Below are 991 nucleotides of genomic sequence, written 5' to 3' on the forward strand. Positions count from 1 at the left end.
GGCTGGGCCAGGCGCCGGCGCGGCAGGCGGCGCGCGCCGCCTGCCTGCCCGATGCCACCGGCGCCGCCACCATCAACAAGGTCTGCGGCTCGGGCATGAAGGCCGTCATGCTGGGGCATGATTCGCTGCTGGCCGGCTCCGCCCGGCTGGTGCTGGCGGGTGGCATGGAAAGCATGTCGGGCGCGCCCTACCTGCTCGACCGGGCGCGCGGCGGCTACCGCATCGGCCATGGACGGCTGCTCGACCACCTGCTGCTGGACGGGCTGGAGGATGCCTACGAGCCCGGCCGCAGCATGGGCAGCTATGGCGAGGCGGCGGCCGAGCGCTACGGCTTCACCCGCGACGACCAGGATGCCTACGCCATGGAGACGCTGCGCCGCGCCCAGGCGGCGCTGGCCAGCGGCGCCTTCGCCGCCGAGACGGTGCCGGTGGCCACCCCCGCCGGCGAGGTGGCGGCGGATGAGATCCCGCAGCGCCTCTCGGCCGAGCGCATCCCCACGCTGAAGCCGGCCTTCCGGCCGGATGGCACCATCACCGCCGCCTCCAGCAGCGCCAATGCCGATGGCGCGGCGGCGCTGCTGCTGGCCCGCCGCTCGGTGGCCGAGGCGATGGGGCTGCCGGTGCTGGCCACGATCCGCGGCCATGCGACGCACGCCCAGGCGCCGGACTGGTTCACCACCGCCCCGGCCCCCGCCATCCGCAAGCTGGCGGAGCGCATCGGCTGGCGGCTGGCCGAGGTGGATCTGTTCGAGATCAACGAGGCCTTCGCCGTGGTCACCCTGGCGGCGATGCGCGAGCTGGACCTGCCGGCGGAGACGGTGAACATCCATGGCGGCGCCTGCGCCCTCGGCCACCCGATCGGGGCGACCGGGGCGCGGCTGATCGTCACCCTGCTGCACGCGCTGCAACGGCACGGGCTGCGGCGCGGCATCGCCGCGCTGTGCATCGGCGGCGGCGAGGCCACCGCCATCGCCATCGAGCGGCCCGGCTG

At 75.4% G+C, this 991-nt stretch carries 1 protein-coding gene; it reads left to right on the plus strand.

The window, feature by feature from the left end; translation table 11 throughout:
- The coding region (locus HMPREF0731_RS21790) for an acetyl-CoA C-acyltransferase (protein WP_007006419.1) at positions 1-991 on the plus strand (991 nt) is incomplete at both ends.

It is taken from the genome of Pseudoroseomonas cervicalis ATCC 49957, from assembly GCF_000164635.1.
Classification (GTDB): domain Bacteria; phylum Pseudomonadota; class Alphaproteobacteria; order Acetobacterales; family Acetobacteraceae; genus Pseudoroseomonas; species Pseudoroseomonas cervicalis.